The sequence below is a fragment of the Pseudoalteromonas shioyasakiensis genome, assembly GCF_022398475.1.
Taxonomy (GTDB): Bacteria; Pseudomonadota; Gammaproteobacteria; order Enterobacterales; family Alteromonadaceae; genus Pseudoalteromonas.
On record NZ_JAKEVM010000018.1, the window covers coordinates 1 to 20,626 of the forward strand.

Here is a 20,626-nt window from a genome sequence, read left to right on the forward strand (position 1 = left end):
ATATTTCGGATAATAAACGTAAGAACAGTGGGTTAGCTTAACTTACGAGTGTAGCTTTGCGGTTGTTTACAATTTGTCAACCTTGAATTGCCATGCTCATTACCTTAACCTTTATTTTAATTGAACGTTCAATCAATAAAAAATTATGCCGAAAGTTGGAATGGAACCTGTTCGTCGTCAGCAGTTAATTGACGCCACAATAGAGTCGGTTGCAGAGCTTGGTTTGCAAGGCACCACCATAAATAGCATTAGTAAAAAGGCAGGCTTATCGTCTGGCATTATCAGTCATTATTTTGGTGGTAAGCAGGGCTTAATTGAAGCCACTGTGCGTTATTTATTGACCAGCTTAAAGCAAGCACTTTTGAATCAAGTAACGCCACAAACTAGTCCAGAGCAACGATTAATGTTTATCGTTGAAGCAAACTTTTCGCGTATTCAGCAGCAAAGCAATAACACCAAAACTTGGTTGAGCTTTTGGGCGCATTCAATGCACGACGCCCAGTTGCATCGCTTACAAAACGTAAATAGTAAACGTTTATTTAGTAACTTATTAAGCTCATTCAAACAGTTAATGAGCGATAGCGATGCCAATTTAGCTGCTGAGCTAAGTGCAGCCATGATCGATGGTTTATGGCTAAGAGCCGTATTAAGTAAGTCAGACCAAGATCAATTCGAAAATTGTGAGCGTTTAGCCAAAGACTACATTCGTTCACTGATAAAACAGTATGGAGCCTAAAATGACCACACCTGTTTACGAAAATTTTATTAATGGCCATTTTTTAAAGAATCAAACTGGCGATACCTTTGCAGTTAAGAATCCTGCAACGGATGAAGTGATTTATCACGTTGAAATTGCTGATGAGTTTATTCAAAACGCGGCAATCGAAAGCGCAAAACAAGGGTTTGCAGCATGGTCTGCAATGACGCCAATTGAGCGTAGCCGTATTTTATTAAAAGCCGTGGCAATCTTACGCGATCGTAACGATGAACTGGCAAAAGTAGAAGTACTTGATACGGGTAAGCCTTGGCAAGAAGCCGAGTGTGTCGATGTTGAAACTGGCGCCGATGTTATTGAATATTTTGCTGGTCTTGCTCCTGCGCAAGTGGGTCAGCAACAAATGGTTGGCAATGATTTTTACTACACACGTAAAGAGCCTTTAGGTATCTGTGCCGGTATTGGTGCATGGAACTACCCACTACAAATTGCTTGTTGGAAATCAGGCCCAGCACTGGCTGCAGGTAATGCGGTTATTTTCAAACCTTCTGAAGAAACACCACTTGGTGCAATTAAACTTGCAGAGATTTTCATCGAAGCGGGTGTACCTGCTGGCGTATTCAACGTTGTGCAAGGCGCTGCTGAAGTAGGGCAATGGTTAACAGCAAACCCAAATATTGAAAAAGTGTCTTTCACTGGTGAAGTAGGCACAGGCAAAAAAGTAATGGCAAGCGCTGCTGGTTCACTTAAAGATGTGACCATGGAGCTTGGTGGTAAGTCACCGTTATTAGTATTTGATGATGCCGATGTATCACAAGCTGTTAGTGCGGCAATGTTAGGTAATTTTTATACGCAAGGCGAAATCTGCACTAACTGTACGCGCATTTATGTACATAAAAATGTTTATCAGCAGTTTATTGATGAGCTGAAAACACGCACTGAGCAAAATATTATTGCTGGCGACCCAATGGATCCTGAGGTGAATTTAGGGGCGCTTATCTCTAAAAAACACCAGGAGCTAGTACTTGGCTATATCGATAAAGGTATTCAAGAAGGCGCAACCTTATTAACCGGCGGTAAGGCACTATCACCAGTATCTGCGCCAAACGGCTACTTTGTGGAACCGACCGTTTTTGTCGACTGTAAAGATGACATGACCATAGTTAAAGAAGAGATCTTTGGCCCGGTAATGAGCGTGTTGGTGTTTGATGATGAAGATGACGTTATTCAGCGTGCAAACGATACGCACCTAGGCTTAGCCGCAGGCGTGTTCACTAAAGATATTCAGCGTGCACACCGCGTTATCCACCAGTTACAAGCCGGTATTTGTTGGATAAACAGCTATGGTAATTCACCTGCAGAAATGCCAGTAGGTGGTTACAAGCAATCAGGTATCGGCCGTGAAAACGGTATCGAAACTTTAGATCACTATACCCAAACTAAATCGATTTATGTGGGTATGAGCAATATAGAGAGTCCATTTTAATGAGTACACAGAACTATGATTACATCATAGTCGGTGCTGGCTCTGCAGGCTGCGTGTTGGCAAACCGACTATCAGCAGACCCTTCGAATAAGGTGTTATTACTTGAAACGGGTGGTAGTGATAAAAGCATTTTTATAAAGATGCCTACCGCGCTATCAATCCCAATGAATACTGACAAATATGCATGGCAATTTCATACCGAGCCAGAGCCATATTTAGATAACCGTCAAATGCATTGCCCACGAGGTAAGGTGTTAGGTGGCTCATCATCGATTAACGGGATGGTCTATGTACGTGGTCATGCCAAAGATTTTGATGAGTGGCAGCAACACGGCGCTAATGGTTGGGATTATCAAGCATGTTTACCGTACTTTAAACGTGCGGAATCATTCTACTTAGGTGGTAACAGTTACCGTGGCGATAACGGCCCATTAGGGGTTAATAACGGTAATGAAATGGCTAACCCGCTTTATAAAGCCTTTATCAAAGCGGGCCAACAAGCAGGTTATGCGCAAACTGATGACTACAATGCAGCCCAGCAAGAAGGTTTTGGGCCAATGCATATGACGGTAAAAGACGGCGTAAGAAGCTCTGCTAGCCGTGAGTATTTAGACCCAGTTAAGTCACGTAAAAACCTAACGCTAATCACCGGTGCCTTAGCTGAAAAAGTTCTGCTAGAAGGCAAAAAAGCCGTTGGTGTTGAGTTTTCAGTGTCTGGCTCTAAGCAGCAAGCATTTGCAGCAAAAGACGTTATTTTAAGTGCGGGCCCAATTGGCTCACCGCATATTCTGCAATTATCAGGTATTGGTGATAAAGATATCCTGAGCGAAGCGGGGGTTGAGGTTAAACATCACTTACCAGGTGTTGGTCAAAACTTACAAGATCACTTGGAGTTTTACTTCCAATATAAGTGTAAGCAACCAATTACTTTAAACGGCAAATTAGGCCTTGTTTCAAAAGGGCTAATTGGCGCTCGTTGGCTATTAAACCGCTCAGGTTTAGGGGCGACGAACCATTTTGAATCATGTGCATTTATTCGCTCAAAACCGGGTGTTGAATGGCCAGATATTCAGTATCACTTTTTACCAGCTGCCATTCGTTATGACGGTAAAAGTGCCTTTGATGGTCATGGCTTCCAAGTTCATGTTGGGCATAACAAACCAAAAAGCCGTGGTGCAGTAACGATTAAGTCGGCGGATCCACAGGTTGCACCTAAGATCCAATTTAACTACTTACAGCACCAAGATGACATTGAAGGCTTTAGAGCTTGTGTACGTTTAACTCGTGAGATTATCGAACAAAATGCGTTTGATGAGTATCGCGATGGTGAAATTCAACCCGGTAAAGATATTCAAAGCGATGAAGAAATCGATGCGTTTGTTCGTCAAGCGGTTGAGAGTGCTTACCATCCGTCATGTTCGTGCAAGATGGGTGAAGACGAGATGGCCGTGGTTAACTCGCAAACTCAAGTGCACGGTATCGAAGGTTTACGGGTTGTAGATTCATCTATTTTCCCAACCGTTCCAAACGGTAATTTAAATGCGCCAACCATTATGGTGGCAGAAAAAGCGGCGGACCACATTTTAGGTAAGCCTGTGTTATCGGCATCAACTGCAGATGTTGCCATGGAAAAACAATGGCAATCAACGCAGCGTAGTTCGGAGATCTAATAAGGCCACCCGCAGTTTCGGCTGTGGGGCTTGCAGTGGCGCGCATCACGAGTTGTTTGTGGTGCGTTAATGCGAGGAATAAAACTGGAGAAACAATGAAGTATTATTACTTATTTTGGGGGGGTAACTATGACCTTTTGGCTTAGTGCTGGCATCATTTTTACCCTGTTAGCAATTGCGGTTATTTTATTTAAATGGGGTACGGTAAGGTGTGTTGGCGTCACACCGGTTAGAACGTTTACGTTCATTGCAATTTTATTTACATCGGGCCTAGATGTTGGCTTGATTATGTTTCCACTGACAGAGTTTGCAGGTTATGCAGACATAAAAGCAAGCCCAGAGTATGCGTTTGCCAATCCATTAGCCATCGAGTTTGGTTTTTGGGGCTTCTTGATCTGGGGATTTTATTTCCTTACGTGCTTTTATTTCTGCGTAATAGAACCTAAAGTAAAATTCTTTGAAATTGCTTGGGTAAAACTAATTAATAACATCGTTATTATTGGTACATGCGCATTTACTGCATTTTTACTGCTGTCGAATTTACCTTGGTATTTACCGTCGCTTGGTGATGGTGAGTCAATTATTCCGACATTCTACGTAATGGTGTTTGCAGCGATTTGTTTTGCTGTTTATTCGAGCACAGACATTAAGTATGTACGCTTTTTAAGTATTTCTACTACTTGGTTGTTTATCGCTTTAATCGCATTTATGTGGTTCGGTGCCTTTGTGGGTTCTGATGCACAAACATCAGCATTTGTTGATAACCTTGCGTTAATTGGCAGCTACTTTGGCAACATCAATGAGTTTGTATTACCACTGAATGATTACCATGCCTTCTACCTGTTTTGGTGGTTTGCTTGGAGCATCATGATTGGTCAATTTACTTCGCGCTTTGTGGGTGGCTTAAAAACTTACCAAGTGCTGGCGGCTATGTTGATTTTCCCGTCTATTCCAATCGCTATCTGGTTTAGTGTTTTGTATCAATATCATGAAGCGGGTATTGCAACAGCAGGCCTGAAAAACATCGCTATGGTGTTTGTTGGTGTGGTGTTTGTGATCAACTCACTTGATTCTTTGATCCGTTTATACACAGATAACCTAAACTTAACGGTGAAGCGTTTAGGTAAATTTAATTACATTGCCTTAAATGTGGTGGCGCTTTCATTATTAACCCTGCTGTTTAAGTTCGACTTTTTACAGATCCAATGGGTTGGTGCGCTCGTTATCGCGTTATTTTTCGGCTGTGCTGTGTTTATTGGCTACAGCAAGTTAAAAACAGTGAAAAATATCGAAGGCTCACCAAAAGACAACAAATTAGATTACACAAAAATAGAAACAGTTAGCTAAGGGAAACCAACATGACAACAAGACAAACAGTATTAGCAGCAGCGTTGCCATTGGCATTACTATCGACATCAGCTATGGCTGACTTATCGACTACGGTTACATTGGCTTCAGATTACACCTTTAATGGTGTAAGCCAAACCATGAATGACCCCGCGATTCAGGGGAGCTTAGATTATGCCTTTGCAGATTCAGGTATGTATGTAGGTACTTGGGCTTCAAATGTAGATTTTGGCGATGGCACAGACATCGAGTGGGATGCGTATTTTGGTAACTATGCTGAGTTAACTGACGCTCTTAGTATTGATTATGGTATTGCTTACTACTCATACCACGGTGAAGATTACTCAAGCGATGGTAATTATTTTGAGACTTATGCAAAGTTTGGCTATACCAATAGCCTAGGTTTTACAGAACTTAACTTCTGGTACGCTTGGGATTACTTCGGTACCGATGCTGGGCATGTGATTTCTATGCTTGCCCATACCTTTGAAATTGCCCCAAATCATGCAATTCGTGCCAGTTTTGATGTATCTAACTCATTAGATGGCAATAAGTTTGCTTGGGATGGTAATGATAAGTCATACAACCATTATCGTTTAGCCTATCAAACAAGCTTTGCAGGTTTTGATTTTGAGCTTGCAGGAGAAAATACCAGCCTTGACTGGGATACCGCAGATGAGCGCATTGTCGCGTCTATTTCACGTAGCTTTGATTTATAAGTAGCGTTTTGCTAGCGCAGCTTTAATAAAAACGGCTAACCTTTGTTAGCCGTTTTTTTATGCTTAGAATATGGGTATTAAATCTCTTCGCCTTCGTGCTGCATCGCTAAATCATCAAGCTCAGCAAGGGTGTAATCAAAGCCACTGGTATCGACTTCGTAGCGTATTTTCACGCCATAACCACCTTGGCAAAGACTCGCAGTGACTTTAGCCACTGACCAATGTTTAAGCTTGTTTAAAAACCGATTAGCGGTTTGCTGTGAGTCAAAGCGATAACTGACTTGCGATTCCATCTCTTTTCTAGCCTAAATTTTTTCGAGAGTGTATGAAATTGCTCTGTTTAAATCAATTGCTCATTGAAAAACGCCAATGTGCGTTGCCATGAAAGCTCCGCCTGTTTTTCATCATAACGAGATGTAGAGTCGTTATGAAAACCATGATTTGCTTGTTCATACATGTGCATCGTGTAAGGCACTTGATGCGCTTTTAAGTCGCTCTCATATTCTGGCCAAGTTGCATTAACGCGGTTATCAAACTCAGCTAAGTGTACTAGCAGTGGGGCTTTGATATTTTGTCTCAGCTCTTTAACAGCCGGAGTGCCGTAATAGGGTACGCCCGCATTAATTAGTTTGCTATCAACTGCAGCTAGGTAGTTAACCATATAACCACCAAAGCAAAAGCCTACCGCACCGAGTTTACCGTTACTATTTGGGTGTCTTTTTATGTATTCAGCTGCGGCGATAAAGTCTTGTTGGATTTTTTCTTTATCCATAGAGCGCTGCATTGCGCGGCCTTCATCATCATTACCAGGATAGCCACCAAGAGGGTGCAATGCATCTGGCGCAAAGGCAATAAAACCGGCTTTGGCAAGGCGGCGAGCAACATCTTTAATATAAGGGTTTAAGCCTCTGTTTTCGTGGATCACTAATACTATTGGGAGCTTGCCCGTTAAATTAGCGGGTTCGACTAAATAGCCTTTACCTTCGCCGTGACCTTTAAACGAATCAAAGGTTTTATAACTGGCTTTAATATCAGGGTCATTAAAGGATACTTGCTCAGCTAATGCGTAGTTCGGTAGTAAAGCGCTACTTAGCATTGCCATTGAATAGCCAAGGGCAGCTAAGCCACCCAGCTTTTTCATAAAGGTGCGACGGTCCATTAAGCCATGTGCGTATTCATCGTACCAATCGAAAGCTTCTTGGGGAATGTGGTTATGGCGTTGCTCAGTCATACTTATATCCTTTAAAAACGAGTTAGGTTTATAACTTTAGCTGAAATATCAGCGATTAACAGCCAGTTGTTTTGTTTGCATTACTACGTCCATAAAGCGGCGTTGCCAAATAGCCTTAAAGGCTTTGTTAAATAGGTATAAAAATATTAGCGGCATTAATAACAGCTTTAAAATCAGCAGTGACAAGATATTCAAAAAGTCGATAAATAAGTCTTCGACGGCAGCCACCATGTTGCTAATACCAGAGGTGACGGTATCGATAATTTTACTCACCTGCGACGATTGGTCTTGATTGAGTGATGCGTTAAGGTTTTCTAGTTGCTTGTTTAAGGCGTCTTTGTCTAGGTTCAGCTGTCTTTGCTGGTTTAGTACCGCATTAAACTGCGCTGTTAATTGCTGCTTTTTATCAAGTAATGGCTTGGCTTGTTCAAGCTCAGTAAAGGTCAGTCGCTCAGACAAGCTGCGGGTTGCTTGAATCGCTTCTATTTGGGCTTCGACCTCTGCTAAATCACCTTTGAGCTCAGTGGCTCGCTGGTGGTTCTTAATCTGCTGCTCATTTAATAGCGAGAGCTTGTCGAAGATGGTTTGTTTTTCACTATCGACCTCGGCTTTTAGCTTGGCTGATAGGGCAGAGGTGTTATTTGCACTACTATTCACCGTCTCGACTTTTTCGCTTACGATTTCACTTTGCTGGTTTATTTGCTCATCTAAGAATACTTGGCTCACGAGGCCTGTTGTAAGCACCACAGCAGGCACTAAAAAGCGAATTAAAATAAGACTCGCCATAATTTTATGACGTAAGTTGGGTAAGAAGTTACGCCATTCACAAATAAAGTATGCGACAACCGAAACTGTAAAGAGACTGCTAAAAATAACCCCAGAAGAAATGGTGTATAAAATGCGTTGTAAAAATAACGAGCCTATAGCTAAGCGCATAGCATCCGACATGTATTCAGCTAGGTCATTTACTGGGTCGAGTAGTTGTGCAGGTTGAATACTCGCAATACCAATGCCCACTTCGGCTGATTGCAATAGCGAAATAGCAGCGTTAACTGTACGTGATGAAGCGTACACTAGGGTTGATTGTACTAGGGCGCTGTCGATAAAGCGCATAATGAAATGGTTATAATGCTCTAGCCAACAAAGAAGTAGCAGTATTGTAAGAGATAAATACTTGATAATATGTTGTTTAGTTAGCATAACGCCCCCGACAGTTAGTACGCTTCTTCACGCTACACTATTCATAGCTGTTGAAGCAATCTAATAGGATTGAATTATTTTTCCGATTAACTGTCTATGAATTGCTATTAACCGCTTTAGAGGAAATATGAAAGAACCTGCATCAATTGGCCAGTGCTGTATTGAAGATTTAGATCCCGTGCAAGACTTAGGTCGCTTAGTCTCTTACTTACGTTCAAACCTAGTGACTCATCTTGATGATGCTTTAGAGGATAAAGAGCTAACGTCGGCTCAGTACATTGTGGTTGTGCTACTTGCGCGCGGTAAAGTAAATACCTTGGCTGAGCTTTGTGAGCACATGGTGTATGACCGTGGTGCCATGAGTCGATTACTTTCTCGTTTAGAAGACAAGGGCTTAGTTGCTAAAAAGCAGTCAGTTGAAGATCGCCGTTCAACTCTTTTATGCCTGACTGAAAAAGGCCAACAGCTTTACCCAGAAATTTTACCTACTGTAAATGATATCTATCGCAAAGCACTCACAGGCTTCTCTGATGATGAGCAAGAGCAACTCGCAAGCTTATTGTTTAGAGCAATTCATAATTTAAAAGCATAAATTTCTCTAAGCGGTACATTGTCGCTGTAGACGCATTTTGATAATATAGTTGCCTAGGCATTTAATTTTAACAAGTCCGGGTTGTTATGTTTGAATCATCTTTGCTTGCGCAGCTTCACGCTCAATTTCCAGCTCATCAATTTAGCCCCGAAGGTTTGTCGGTTGTTCACACAGGCCGCTTTGCCAATGCCATTGTTTATCGTTATAAAGACGCGAAATTTGATTTAATTATTAAAGATTTTCAGCACAGCCCATGGTGGGTGAGAAAAACCATCGCGCCGCTTTTTATCAATCAAGAGTACAAGGGGCTGGCACGCCTGCAAGATGTAGACGGAGTGGTCGATAACTTTTGTCGTTTGTCATCAATTGCTATTGCTTATGATTTTATTGAAGGCACGCCACTTCGCCAGCTTGCCTTGCAACAGCAGCATTTACCGAGTGAGTTCTTTAAAGAATTTGAGCGTTTGGTAGCAAAAATGCATCGCCGCGGCGTGGTGCACCTCGACTTACGTAATTTAGGTAATGTTATTTGTTCAAAAGACGGCAAGCCTTACATTATTGATTTTCAGTCAGCGATTCGCTTTGCACGCTTTCCTCGCTGGTTACAGCGTTTTATGCGTGGTGCCGATATGAGTGGGGTTTATAAAGCATGGCATAAGTTAGCCAAAGACTCGTTACCGCAAGCAAAGGCTGATTATTTGCACGACTTTAATCATGTGCGTAAGCGTTGGATTTTTAAAGGTTATCCGATTCAACGTGCCTATTTATGGTGTAGCGGGGCTGTAACTCAGATTCTTAATTCTGAATTTGTTCGCAGTATATTAGATAGATTGTAAAAAGCGCGCTTGCACGCGCTTAGTGGGGAGAACTAGTATTTAGGCCAACCATTCGCATCCCAATTCAGGGTGCTGATGAGCAATTTAGGGGTACCATTATCACCTGCATCATAGGCATGACGAACAATCACATCGGTATTTAAAATGTCTTGTCCACCTGGACCTACCCATTGGCTATTACCCGCATCAAGAATGCTCCCGCCGCTGGCTAACATGTCGGTACCATTTTTATCTAGGTATGGGCCGCGGATGTCACTAGAGCGACCATACGCAATACGGTAAGTACTATTCGTGCCATCACAGCATTTGCCAACTGAAACAAACAAATAGTAATAGCCTTGGCGATACACTATGGTAGGTGCTTCGATGCCACCAGAGCGACTTGCTAAAGAGTAGATTTGACCAAATGGTTTCATGGTCATTGGGTTAATACGCGTTAGTTTAATACCCGAATTCCATGAGCCAAAGGCAAGCCAAGGTGCTCCATCTTTTGCTACCACGAGATCGGGGTCAATGGCGTTATAATTATTGCTATTGGTCGTGTTAATTACTAAACCATCATCACGCCAATCACCGGCTGCCACACTACTTGCTGAGGTAAGGCCAATAGCGCTAACACGTGAACCAAAGGTCGAAATCGAATAATAAAGCCAGCTACGACCATTGTAGCTTTTTAATTCAGGCGCCCAGACATCAATTCCATCATGATCTGGCACATAGTTACTCCACCAGCTTAAACCATTTGAGAAAATTGGTTGCGCATCATTCCAATCTACACCGTTGCTTGAATATTTACCGTAAATACCAGGGCCTGTTTGAAAAACCCACCAAGTGCCATTTTCATAGCCAAGTGTTGGATCGTGGGTGACTAAATTACCTGTAAGTGGCCAGTGGTCTGCAGCGCCATTAGTTGTGGATGGATCCCAAGGGGTTGATTCAACATTAGCAAGCTTGGTTAGCTGCCACTGCTGTGCATCGCTGCCGTTATAGCTCCACTGGCTAATATTTGCGCCATCGTTGCCATCAAAAGCATATAGGTCAAGAGCCTTACCACTGTGATCGTTAATAAAGCTGTAATAGCCGCTACCTTCCTCATTAATTTGCCAGTGTTGGCTGGCAAGATTAGCGTACTCATATTGCACCACATTGCCGCCATCGGCGGTCGAGAAGTCAAACACCTCTAGGGCTTTACCACTATTTAAGTTAATAACCGAATAGTTGCTGCCACCTATGTTGGTGATTAACCAGCGCTGGGTGTCGTGATTAGTGTCAGCCCACTGACTAACATTTGCACCGTCGTTGGTTTGCGCGCTGGCTACTTCAACAAACTTAGCACTGTACTTTGATTTAATGGTGTATACGCCATTATCAATCGCATAAGCACTGGGCAGTATGAGGGTTGTTGCCAAGCTGAGTGCAGCTAGGGCTTTTTTTGAAAGTATCATTGTGTCTCCAAATCATTGTTATTGAGCTTTCCTTGTGTGTTCTGCTCCTTGGATGAGTTTTGATCTACAGCTACTAACTCAGTTAAGAGTATTGGTGCAAATGAAAACCATTTATAATACTTTATTATATTATTACTTTTGTAAAGGTGGATGGTAAAAATAATTAACAAAAATTTTACCTTTCACGATTTTGGAAGGGACTTTAGTGTTTAGCTGAGATACAAAAAAGCCACTCAGTGAGTGGCTTTTCGGATGTTATTGAGTAATAAACTGGCTGGGAATATCCCATTTGAGGGTATGCAGTTGGCCTTGCCAAGTTTGGATGGTGATCCACAGTTTATCATCTGCTGAGATGGATTTAGGAGCTATCGCATGGGCGTGCTGACCATGATTGGTGCCATGCATTATGCCTTCTTCATCTTTAGCAAACTCCGTTAGTGCTAAAGGTGCTTGGCCAATATTTAAATACGCCTGACGAACATTGCTTATGTCACCTTGATTAAAGGCGATAAAGAAATCTTTCACATACTCATTGTGGTGTGAGTACGGGGCATCTTCATTTAGCGGCATCGGGGCGATTTTAAATTCGCCCGCTTGTTGCTCTTGCCAAAGTGCAGGAAACTGAGGGTTTAATGACTGATAAATAAACCATACAGGTAAAGCCAGTACCACAGCATGTAAAACATACTTTTTACGTTGCCACCAAGTTGCTTGTAAACGAGCCATTAGTTTGCCTCCTGAACGTTATTCACTGGCGCTGATTGGCGCGCTTTTACAGGTTTGTTATTTACTAATTTTGCGGCATACATCATAAAACCAGTGATCGACATACCACTTAAAATTAAACCAAAGATAAACCAGATAACCTTTGTCCACAGACCGCCAATGTTACCGTAATGCAGCGGATCGGCGATATGTGAAAGGGTGAGTAATCCCGACATGGTTTCTGGGCTTTTACTTGCTGCAATTTCACCTGTCCAAGGATTGATTGAAGTTGAGTAAGCGTAGTTATCGTAGAAAATAGTATCGCCACTGCCCATGATATTAAACATGCCGCGGTTATGCTCTGGCAGCATCACATAACTAGGTTTGAAATCTGGGAATTTCTCTTTGGTAATAGCCAGTGCCGCTTTTAAGTCGGTTGGCGGTGTTTGTTTATCCGCAGGTAAAGTTGACACTGCCACGAGCGGTGCGTGCTCTTCAATGTCTATTTCGTTATGCCACATGATGGCTTGCACTAAATACCACAGACCTGTGAGTGCCATTACTACCATAAACCAAATTGACCAAACACCACTTAGGGTATGTAAATCTTTTAGAAAGGTTTTTTTACCTTGGTTAAAACGTAGTTTTGGCTGACTAAATGCACGCCAAAAGTTTTTATAAATCACTAAACCAGTTACTAGTGCACCTAAAATAACAAAGGCCATGGCGCTGACGAGGTAGTAACCTATGCTGTAACCTTCTTGCCAAGGGAAGAATAACCAGCCGTGTAGGGTACGCATAAATTCAATGAATGAGATAGTGTCATTAACCGCTTGTACTTCGCCGGTGTATTGATTGACATAAGCCACAGCATAAGGTTTGTCGGTATCAGTGAAAATAACCGCATTAACCAAGTAAGGCTCATAAGTAAGCACGCTCATTACATCGGCAGTCGGGTAGGCTTTTTCAACGCTATTAATAACTTGATCAACACCAAGTGCAGGTAAATCATTTGGGTTGTTTGCGCGTGCCTCACTGTTGGTGAGCCAGGTAAGCTCATGGCTTATCACAGACACAGTGCCTGTGACACAGATAAAGCAAAATAGCACCCATACAGGGAGTGAAAACCAACCATGTAGTTGGAACCAAAGACGTTTACTCATGGTAAAAATAGCCCGACGTTAATTGATGATAGTAATTGTTATCATTTAAATTGTACTACAATCTTTTGAACAAACACAATCTCTGTCGACGAGCTGCAAAAAAGGCGCTTTAAGCGCCTTTATCATTAGTTTGATTGAGGGTAACAATTCGTTGTGGGAAAGGAATTTCGATATCCGCTCCTTGAATTGCTTTAAATACATTGCGGTTCACCGCTAATTTGGTCTCAATAATTTTGGTGGTTGGCACCCAAAAGCGATAGCTCAAGGTAACACCGCTCTCAGCAAAGCGCTCAATACCGACTTGTGCATGAGGAGAGTCACTAACTAGCTCATGCTCGTCTAACACTTTTTCGATAAGCTCAATAGCGAGGTCTGCATTGGCATCATAAGCGATGTCTATTTCACCTTTAACTAATGAATAGCTAAACGAATTATGTAAAATCTCACCAACAATATGTTTGTTAGGAATGGTGATTTCGACTTTTTCTTCGTTAATCAAAATTGTGTGACCAAGCTCAATGGTTTTAACTTGCCCACTCACGCCTTTTACTTCAATAGTATCGCCAACAACAAATGGCCTTGTTGCAATGATGGCAAGGCCCGCACCATAGTTTGAAAGCATGCCTTGCATTGCTAAACCAGCACCTAAAGATGCAGCACCAATGGCAGCGACAAATGGGGTCACGCTAATGCCAATTTTGCCAAGGGCAATAACCAAGAACATAATGATCAGCAATACTTTGATGACATTACTGACAAAGTTGGTGAGGGTAATATCGATATTGTGACGCTGCATGAGTCCAGCAACCATATTCGATACTTTTTGCGCAATCCATAAACCAATAAATAGAATTAAGATGGCACCTAAAATTTGCATACTGTAGGTGACCAAATATTCCATGATCAGATTGTAGTATTTTTCGACTTGCTGTATTTCTGAGTCAATCATGTGTTTTCCTAACAAGGTTACTGCGAATTCTGACTATACCAGAACATGCTGAATAACAGGATAAAGTATCGGCACTATTATCGCGCTGAGTAGCGCACTTAATGCCATCGCCACAGAGGCAAAGGCACCTGCTTTTGGCTGATCACTAATCAGTGATGCTGTGCCAATGGCATGGCAAGCGGTACCAATGGCAACACCTTTTGCTTGGGCGTTGCGGATATTTATCAGCGAGAAAATCAAATTACCAAATATAGCCCCAAGTACGCCAATAAAAATCACCATGGCTGCCGCCAAAGAAGGAATCCCCCCCAGTGACTCAGTTACTAATAAGGTGATGGGTGTTGTTACAGATAAACTTGCTAGGGATGCGCTTAGCTGAGCAGGGGCAGCAAAAAAATAACATATTAGCGAGGCGACCAAGGTGGCATTGATCACCCCTAAGCTACAACTTATGAGGATTAGCAGTAGGTTCTTTTTTACGTGGATAAATTGCTGATAAAGCGGTAAAGCCAATGCCACAATGGCAGGCTCAAGCAACCAGCTTAAAACTTTACTGTGCTCGGCAAAAGGCTCATAAGGGAGCTTAAATGCCACTAACAACGCTGCAGTTAACACAATTGCCCAGCACACAGGATTACTAAGCGCTTTGGCAGTGGCATGCTGGGTTTTCGCGTTTAAAAACCGCAGTACTAAGAAAAGCGCAATAATGCACGGAACGCAGAGCCACCATAAACTAACTGTCATTTTCGCGGCCCTTAAAATAAGCGATAACAGCGCCTATGAGTAAAACACTGGTCAGTGGCACGACAATAAAAATAGTTAGTAATAAAGTCCAGTTCTGCGAAATTAAACCTAGGTGCTCAATAATGCCAACCCCTGCAGGGATGAAGAACAACGGCATATAATTAAGTAAAGGGCTGGCTGTTGGTTTTAAATGTTGTTCTTTAACGAGGCCCGTTAACAGTAGCACGAGAAGTAACACCATACCGAGTAATGGGGCAGGGAAAGAGCTTTCAAGCAAAGCCGTTAAAAACTTTGCAACGGCTAAGCAGGTAAGAATAATGACACTACTGATAAGGTATTTCATAAGTCAGGATAATTGCGAATAAAGTACAACTACATCATACCCTTGTCAGTTGTACTATGCGACTTTAGCTTACCATGATTTGGCATTATTAAATTGAATATCCTCTGCACCTTTCGCCTTTGCAATCGCCTTTTTAGTATTAGGGTTCATCAGTAAGCGAATTTGACTCCAGGTTTCTTTAGCGAGAATTTTACGCTGCTGTGAACGGTAGCTTTGCTGAGTAATTCGTTTAATTGCTGCCAGAGTATCTGGTGAGCGCGCTAGTAGGGTTTCTAGTACAGCATCGGTTTGTTTATCAACGTCATCAGTGAGCTGTGTAACTAAACCATACTCCTTAGCATCTTCAGCAGAGATTGGCCCTGCATGACTTGCTAACCAAAGTGCTTGATCACGCTTCATTAAACCTGCAAGCACCACGTTAGCTCCCATATCAGGGCATAAGCCCCAACGAGCTTCCATGATCGCTAATTTAGCGTTTTTATCGACGATGCGGTAATCAGCACCGAGTGCGATTTGCATACCGCCACCAAAGCAGTGTCCGGTTACTTTCGCAATCACCGGAATACTTAAGTCTTGCCAACCTAGTACAACTTTTTGCGCTAAGTTTTGGTTTCCTGGTAACCACTTGAATAAAAGCTTGATGATATTGCTTGGCTTTTTCATCACCGCAGCAACATCCAATCCAGAGCAAAAGTGTTCGCCTTCACCAGAAATAACCACCGCACGTAAACTGCGATCACGTTTAATTTTTTTGATTACGTTTGAAAGCTCGACAAACATGGCAAAACTGAGTGCATTTTGTTTCTCGGGACGAGCAAGGCTAACCCATGCGACTTGTTGTTTTATTTCTAGTTTTATCATGGTAACTCCTCTGACCTGTTTGCTAGAGCTTACGAGTTAATTACAACTAAGTAAAGAATTGCTGATGTGTCGCAAGTAATCATTATATTTTCCAAAAATGGGTAACCTTGTCATATATTTAGTTACAAATTGGTGTATATTTTTAAAACAAAGATGCTAGTTCATCGCTAGTTTGATTTTGTGATTAGTTAGATACTTTCGCAAAATCCCATGACACGACTAGACTTAGCTTTAAGTCGCGCAACAAGGAGTAAATATATGCTGATGCGCAAAACAGCTCGCATAACTAAACAATCATCTCGTTCTTTGGCTTTTGCTGCAATTTCTGTAGCATTAACAACTACATTGGTTGGCTGCTCAGATGATAAAGCACAACAACAAGCTACGCCGCCACCGGCCGTATCAGTATTTAATGTCGTCACACAAGAAGTTGGTAATTACCGAGAGTTTGTCGCGCGTACTGAAGCATTCCAAGAGGTTGCTATTAGAGCCCGAGTTGAGGGTGAACTAATTGAACGTCACTTTAATGAAGGTTCATCGGTCGAAAAAGATCAGCTTTTACTGCGTATTGACCCATCAGAGTACCGCTCTACTGTGGCAGAAGTTGAAGCTGACTTAAAAAGTAAAGTTGCCGCAGCGGGCGCCGCTGAACGTGATTTAAAACGCGGCAAAGATGTGGCCGCGCAAGGTTTTATTTCACAATCAGACCTCGATAAACTAACCACTAATTTTGAGCAAACCACCGCAGCTGTTAAAGCCGCAGAAGCTGAACTTGAAAAAGCAAAACTTAATCTAAGTTATACCGAAATTCGTGCGCCGTTTGCAGGGCGTATTGGTAAAGTGAACTATGATGTGGGGAATATTGTTGGGCCATCATCCAATGAGCTTGCGGAGCTGACCGATGTAGACCCAATTTATGTAAGTTTTCAGGTTGAAGAAGCAGACTACATCTCTTATCGCCAAAATCATCAAGCACCGTCAGATAAAGACCCTCGCGATGTGCCAATCGATTTAACTTTACGCTTACCGAATAATTCGACCTTCCCTGATAAAGGCGAACTTGATTTTGCTGATACCAAAATTAACCGCAACACAGGCACGGTTGAGCTAAGAGCCGCTTTTGATAACCCAGATGGCATTGTCATGCCGGGCTTATTTGTCACCTTGATCGTTGAAAGCACCAATAAACAAGACTTGGCACTCATTCCTCAAGTAGCGGTACAAGAAAACCAGCAAGGTAAGTTTGTGCTCGTTGTTGATAACGAAAACAAAGTGGCTATGCGGATTGTTAAACTTGGTCGTCGTATTAATGCAATGTGGGTTGTTGAGTCAGGCTTAGAGGCTGGTGAAAAAGTCATTATTGAAGGTTTACAAAAAGTTCGCCAAGGCGCTGAAGTGAAAGCTGTTGAAAAAAATGTCGATGAAACAACCGGCACTATTTCTAGCAAAGCTAACTCTTAGGAGTGAGATATGATCAGTAAAACTTTTATATCTCGCCCAAAATTTGCCTTGGTAATTTCGATTGTTATTACCATTGCGGGTTTAATTTCAATGGCCTTGCTGCCTGTGAATATGTATCCGCAAATAACCCCTCCGCAGGTACAAATTAGTGCTAGTTACCCAGGTGCAAGTGCGCAAATTGTCGAAGAGTCGGTGATCCGGCCCATAGAAGAGCAGGTTAATGGTGTTGAAGATATGATGTATATCGAATCAACATCGTCGAATAACGGCACGGCCAACATAACTGTGTATTTTAAGGTCGGCACAGATACAGATATTGCCCAAGTTAACGTACAAAACCGTGTGGCACTTGCAGAAGCAGGCTTACCTGAAGAGGTTAAGCGCCAAGGTGTGTCGGTTAAGAAAAAATCGAGCTCGATGCTACTTGGTATCAACTTGTACTCTAACCAAGAAAATATCGACGCTATTTTCTTAAGTAACTATGCAACTAACTATTTAACCGAGCCACTTGGCAGAATAAATGGAGTTGCATCTGCTGAGGTAATGGGTGAACAAACCTATTCAATGCGTTTGTGGTTACGCCCAGATCGAATGGCGTCACTGGGTTTAACTGTGTCAGAAGTTCAAGCTGCGCTGCAAGAGCAAAATACTATCGTAGCAGCAGGTAAACTGGGGGCTGCCCCCTCTGCACCGAGCCAGCAATTTGAATATTCGATTCAGGCAAAAGGGCGTTTAAAAACCCCTGAAGAGTTTGGGCAAACCATCATTCGCTCAAGTAAAGATGGTAACTTCGTGCGCTTAAACGATATTGCCCGTATTGAATTAGGTGCGGCAAGCTACAGCACAACAGCAAAGTTAAACCAGCAAGACACTGCATTCTTAGTTATTTATCAGCTAACAGAAGCGAATGCGACACAAGTGGCTACCGATGTAAAAGCACGTATGGCTGAGCTTGCTAAACAGCTACCTGATGGTGTTGAGTACTCAATTCCTTATGACACTACAGAGTTCATCAATCGCTCGATTGACGAAGTAGTTGTAACCCTTGTTCAAGCGGTTGGCTTAGTTATTTTAGTGGTGTTTTTATTCTTACAAAATTGGCGCGCTACGCTCATTCCAACGGTGGCTATTCCGGTATCCTTGGTGGGGACTTTCGCGTTTATGATGATGATGGACTACTCCATCAACTTAATCACCTTGTTTGGTTTAGTGCTTGCAATAGGTATCGTGGTAGATGATGCCATTATCGTTATTGAAAACGTTGAACGAATACTTAAAGAAGAAAAGCTGCCAATTAAAGAAGCGGTTACCAAAGCGATGGAGCAGGTATCGGGGCCGATAGTGGCAACGACCTTAGTTTTGCTTGCGGTGTTTGTGCCAGTAGGCTTTATGCCGGGAATAACCGGGGAGCTTTATAAACAGTTCTCGGTGACGATTTCTTTTGCAGTACTCATTTCATCTTTAAATGCACTGACATTAAGCCCTGCTTTGTGTGCTTTATTGTTAAGTGAAAAAGCCATGAAGCCGATTAAATGGCTAGCACCATTCGAGAACATTATTACTCGTTCAACTAATGGTTACAGTAAAGTTATTAACTTTATCCTCAAACGTACAGCAAGAATGGCATTGTTTGCAGTGGTTATTTTTGCTGCTGCAGGTTGGTTGGTAAAAACGGTGCCTACAGGCTTTGTACCAGCAGAAGACCAAGGCTTTCTTTTTGTTGATGTGCAATTACCAGATGCCGCAGCTAGCGGTCGTACCCAAGATGTAATGCATAAGCTGGGCGACATTGTAAAAAATGAACCAGCGGCAACCGACTTTATTGCGGTGTCTGGTTTTTCATTACTCGGTGGTGCGGGGTCTAATAATGCGCTTGGTATCGTAGTACTGAAAGACTGGGAAGAGCGAACTAGCCCTGATCTTGGTTTACGAGCGGTACTAACGCGCTTAATGGGGCAGTTCTGGGCGATGCCTGATGCGCAAATCATGGCCTTTAACCCGCCTGCAATTCCGGGGCTTGGTAACAGTGCTGGCTTTGAGTTTAGGTTACAAGATAGTGAAGGGCGCGAGCCTGCAGAGCTTGCTCAAGTTTTAAATGGCTTAATTTATGAAGCGAACCAGCGCCCAGAGCTATCAAATGTTTACAGTACATTTAGAGCCAATGTGCCGCAGTATTTTCTTGAAATTGACCGTAATAAGGCAAAAGCTCAAGGGGTCGCGCTTAGCGATATTTTCTTAACTTTACAGGCGCAACTGGGCTCATTATACATTAATGACTTTAACCAGTTCAGTCGTACTTACCGTGTCATCATGCAGGCGGAAAGCCGTTTTCGTCAAAACCCCGCAGACTTACAGCACTACTACGTGCGTAATGATGAAGGAGCAATGGTGCCGCTCACTACATTGGCTAAACTTGAGCCAATTCTTGGCCCTACAAGTTTAACGCACTTTAACTTATACCGAAGTGCAAGCATTAGCGGACAACCTGCGGCGGGTTATGCTAGTGGTGATGCTATTAAAGCAATGCAAGAGTTGGCTGAGCAATTACCAACAGGCTATGTGTACGAGTGGGCTGGGCAGTCTAAACAAGAGATTGAAGCGGGTAACATGGCGCCAATCTTGTTTGGCTTAGCGGTAGTATTTGTGTATCTATTCTTAGTAGCGCAATACGAAAGTTGGACAATTCCGTTTTCGGTCATTGCAGCGGTACCGCTGGCGTTATTTGGTGCCATGCTTGCGCTGTATGTAATTGGTATGGAAAACAACATCTATGCACAGGTTGGTTTAGTGCTACTGATTGGCTTGTCCACCAAAACCGCCATTTTGATTGTTGAGTTTGCTATGGAAGAGCGCGCGGCAGGCAAAAGTATTTTTGAAGCGGCTCTTAACGCGGCAAGATTACGCTTTAGAGCGGTGTTGATGACGGCACTGTCGTTTGTACTTGGCGTATTGCCGTTGGTGTTTGCAAGTGGCGCAGGGGCAGGTAGCCGAATATCGCTCGGTATTACCGTGTTATTCGGGATGTTAGCTGCAACCATTTTTGGTACCTTGCTTGTTCCTCTATTTTATACGCTCGTGCAATCAATGCGCGAAAAAATAAAAGGCACAGCAAGTGCTGAGTAAAATCTGTTATTAATTACAAAAAAGTCAGGGCAACCT

At 42.6% G+C, this 20,626-nt stretch carries 19 protein-coding genes; 9 read left to right on the plus strand and 10 right to left on the minus strand.

The window, feature by feature from the left end; genetic code table 11:
- The first annotated feature begins 145 nt into the window (after positions 1–145).
- From betI to L1D51_RS05485, 5 genes are all read left to right on the plus strand, one after another.
- The gene (betI, locus tag L1D51_RS05465) at positions 146–736 is read left to right on the plus strand and encodes a transcriptional regulator BetI (protein ID WP_055020667.1); all 591 of its coding nucleotides are present in this window, start codon (positions 146–148) and stop codon (positions 734–736) included.
- 1 nt (position 737) lies between these two features.
- Positions 738–2,201, plus strand: a complete 1,464-nt coding sequence (gene betB / locus L1D51_RS05470; RefSeq protein ID WP_054562277.1) for a betaine-aldehyde dehydrogenase — start codon at positions 738–740, stop codon at positions 2,199–2,201.
- Positions 2,201–3,871 (plus strand): choline dehydrogenase, encoded by a 1,671-nt coding sequence (gene betA / locus L1D51_RS05475; protein WP_055197897.1) that lies wholly within the window; start codon positions 2,201–2,203, stop codon positions 3,869–3,871. Before betB ends, betA begins: the two co-directional genes overlap by 1 nt.
- A 129-nt stretch (positions 3,872–4,000) precedes the next feature.
- Positions 4,001–5,218 carry a BCCT family transporter gene (locus L1D51_RS05480; RefSeq protein WP_239963137.1) on the plus strand — a complete coding sequence of 406 codons (1,218 nt, stop codon included), beginning with the start codon at positions 4,001–4,003 and terminating at the stop codon, positions 5,216–5,218.
- An 11-nt stretch (positions 5,219–5,229) separates the two neighbouring features.
- Positions 5,230–5,937 carry a TorF family putative porin gene (locus L1D51_RS05485; RefSeq protein ID WP_054562274.1) on the plus strand — a complete coding sequence of 236 codons (708 nt, stop codon included), beginning with the start codon at positions 5,230–5,232 and terminating at the stop codon, positions 5,935–5,937.
- Positions 5,938–6,014: 77 nt separating this feature from the next.
- On the opposite strand, the gene L1D51_RS05490 is transcribed toward L1D51_RS05485, so the two are convergent.
- From L1D51_RS05490 to L1D51_RS05500, 3 genes are read right to left on the minus strand one after another with little or no spacing between them, the layout of a single operon-like run.
- Positions 6,015–6,230: a hypothetical protein gene (locus L1D51_RS05490; RefSeq protein ID WP_054562273.1), complete on the minus strand. Its 216-nt coding sequence runs from the start codon at positions 6,228–6,230 to the stop codon at positions 6,015–6,017.
- 47 nt (positions 6,231–6,277) lie between these two features.
- Complete coding sequence (locus L1D51_RS05495) at positions 6,278–7,168, minus strand: dienelactone hydrolase family protein (protein ID WP_054562272.1); 891 nt, start codon at positions 7,166–7,168, stop codon at positions 6,278–6,280.
- A 48-nt stretch (positions 7,169–7,216) separates the two neighbouring features.
- Positions 7,217–8,368: a hypothetical protein gene (locus L1D51_RS05500; RefSeq protein ID WP_054562271.1), complete on the minus strand. Its 1,152-nt coding sequence runs from the start codon at positions 8,366–8,368 to the stop codon at positions 7,217–7,219.
- A gap of 127 nt (positions 8,369–8,495) precedes the next feature.
- Between L1D51_RS05500 and L1D51_RS05505 the strand changes: the two genes are divergently transcribed.
- Positions 8,496–8,960: a MarR family winged helix-turn-helix transcriptional regulator gene (locus tag L1D51_RS05505; protein WP_054562270.1), complete on the plus strand. Its 465-nt coding sequence runs from the start codon at positions 8,496–8,498 to the stop codon at positions 8,958–8,960.
- A gap of 86 nt (positions 8,961–9,046) precedes the next feature.
- Complete coding sequence (locus tag L1D51_RS05510; protein WP_054562269.1) at positions 9,047–9,796, plus strand: RIO1 family regulatory kinase/ATPase domain-containing protein; 750 nt, start codon at positions 9,047–9,049, stop codon at positions 9,794–9,796.
- Positions 9,797–9,828: 32 nt separating this feature from the next.
- Here the strand turns inward: L1D51_RS05510 and L1D51_RS21730 are convergent, their stop codons facing one another.
- The 7 genes from L1D51_RS21730 to L1D51_RS05550 all read right to left on the minus strand — a co-directional run bounded on the left by L1D51_RS21730 (position 9,829) and on the right by L1D51_RS05550 (position 16,006).
- Positions 9,829–11,241: a family 43 glycosylhydrolase gene (locus tag L1D51_RS21730; protein ID WP_054562268.1), complete on the minus strand. Its 1,413-nt coding sequence runs from the start codon at positions 11,239–11,241 to the stop codon at positions 9,829–9,831.
- 255 nt (positions 11,242–11,496) lie between these two features.
- On the minus strand, positions 11,497–11,967 hold the full coding sequence (locus tag L1D51_RS05525) for a hypothetical protein (protein WP_054562267.1): 471 nt from the start codon (positions 11,965–11,967) through the stop codon (positions 11,497–11,499).
- The gene (locus tag L1D51_RS05530) at positions 11,967–13,118 is read right to left on the minus strand and encodes a PepSY-associated TM helix domain-containing protein (RefSeq protein ID WP_152966950.1); all 1,152 of its coding nucleotides are present in this window, start codon (positions 13,116–13,118) and stop codon (positions 11,967–11,969) included. Before L1D51_RS05530 ends, L1D51_RS05525 begins: the two co-directional genes overlap by 1 nt.
- 100 nt (positions 13,119–13,218) lie before the next feature.
- Complete coding sequence (locus L1D51_RS05535) at positions 13,219–14,058, minus strand: mechanosensitive ion channel family protein (RefSeq protein WP_054562265.1); 840 nt, start codon at positions 14,056–14,058, stop codon at positions 13,219–13,221.
- A gap of 33 nt (positions 14,059–14,091) precedes the next feature.
- Positions 14,092–14,802 carry an LrgB family protein gene (locus tag L1D51_RS05540; RefSeq protein WP_054562264.1) on the minus strand — a complete coding sequence of 237 codons (711 nt, stop codon included), beginning with the start codon at positions 14,800–14,802 and terminating at the stop codon, positions 14,092–14,094.
- Entirely contained in the window at positions 14,792–15,145 is a 354-nt protein-coding gene (locus L1D51_RS05545) for a CidA/LrgA family protein (RefSeq protein ID WP_054562263.1), read from the minus strand. Before L1D51_RS05545 ends, L1D51_RS05540 begins: the two co-directional genes overlap by 11 nt.
- A gap of 69 nt (positions 15,146–15,214) precedes the next feature.
- Positions 15,215–16,006, minus strand: coding sequence for a crotonase/enoyl-CoA hydratase family protein (locus L1D51_RS05550; RefSeq protein WP_054562262.1), 792 nt, complete (start codon positions 16,004–16,006; stop codon positions 15,215–15,217).
- 258 nt (positions 16,007–16,264) lie between these two features.
- Here L1D51_RS05550 and L1D51_RS05555 point away from each other — a divergent pair, with 258 nt between their 5' ends.
- Both L1D51_RS05555 and L1D51_RS05560 read left to right on the plus strand, forming a co-directional pair.
- Positions 16,265–17,467: an efflux RND transporter periplasmic adaptor subunit gene (locus L1D51_RS05555; protein WP_235575478.1), complete on the plus strand. Its 1,203-nt coding sequence runs from the start codon at positions 16,265–16,267 to the stop codon at positions 17,465–17,467.
- A 9-nt stretch (positions 17,468–17,476) separates the two neighbouring features.
- A complete protein-coding gene (locus L1D51_RS05560; RefSeq protein WP_054562261.1) occupies positions 17,477–20,590 on the plus strand; it encodes an efflux RND transporter permease subunit in 3,114 nt (1,037 codons plus the stop codon).
- The last annotated feature ends 36 nt before the right edge of the window (positions 20,591–20,626 follow it).